Origin of the sequence: Streptomyces sp. E11-3 (assembly GCF_046540415.1) — a bacterium.
GTDB lineage: Bacteria > Actinomycetota > Actinomycetes > Streptomycetales > Streptomycetaceae > Streptomyces.
On sequence record NZ_JAZGRL010000193.1, the window covers coordinates 1 to 1109 of the forward strand.

Annotated in this window: 1 protein-coding gene; it reads right to left on the bottom strand. The window is 71.9% G+C overall.

Annotated features, from left to right (window positions below):
• Positions 1-974: hypothetical protein (locus U9R90_RS36340; protein WP_411061771.1), on the bottom strand; the 974-nt coding region annotated here is incomplete at its 3' end.
• Positions 975-1109 lie beyond the last annotated feature (135 nt).

Genomic DNA, 1109 nt, shown 5'->3' on the forward strand with positions numbered 1-1109 from the left:
TCGGGGCCAGGTGTGTCGGGGGTGGGGAAGCGGTTGAGGGGCCCCGGCAGCCGGGAGCCCAGCGGGGACATACCGCCGTCCGCGCCGTGCCGGGCGAGCAGATCGAGGACCAGGCGGCCCCGCCTGACCCGCTCGCGGGCGGTGGCGAGCGTGTGCTCGCGCAGATGGGCGCCGTAGGGGTAGATGCCGGGCGACTTGCTCAGGCCGAACTTCAGATACAGCGGCGCGCCGCGCCGGATCAGCTCGGCCGCCTCGTACATCCGGACATAGCCGCCGAGGTCGTCGGGCGCCTCGACGTACAGGTCCATGGGCGCGCGGCTGACCCGCCGGATCTCGGTGAGATGGTCCAGGGTCAGGTCGGACGGCACGTTGAGGGAGTCCGCGCCGAGCCGCTCGTACACCGCGTACGACGCCGGGTTGACCGGTCCGGTGAGCGCGGACAGCTTGAAGGTGGTGTCGGCGGGCAGCAGACCGTCGGCGCGCAGCCGGTGCAGCGTCCACAGCACCCCCTCGTCGGCGACCAGCAGACAGCGCACCCCGAGGCCGGTCGCGCGCAGCGCGTCCTCGACGCACCCGGCGAGACCGTCGTGACCACGGGCGCGCAGCCCGGCGCCACCGGATTCGGTACGGGTGGAGGCGCCGATGTCCCAGGTCCCGCGCGGTCCGGTGAACAGGCAGAGCTCGATGTCCCGTTCGGCGCAGGAGTCCACCATGTCGGTGATCTCGCTGTCGGTGAGCATCCAGACACCGCTGCCCTGGCTGATCCGGTGGACGGGCACGTCCAGGCGCGAGGCTTCCTTGAGGACCACACTCAGGGCCTCCGGACCCTCCACCGAGGGGATCTCGGTGCGCCAGGTGCCGCCGTCGGGGAAGGTGTGCGGCGAGGCGGCGGCCGCATCGACGGCGGGGATGGGATGGCCGATACGGGCGAGTGCGTCGGCGCCGGGGCGGCGAGGTGCTGACGGGACGGTCACGGGACTCCCATGTTCGAAATATCGGATGGTATTCGAGTCATTGGATGTACGGCGGTACGGAGGCTGTTCAGGGCGCTCCCCGTACCGCCGTACGGACAAGGGGGCACGGGGGGTAGGGGAGCCACCGGGCTAGGG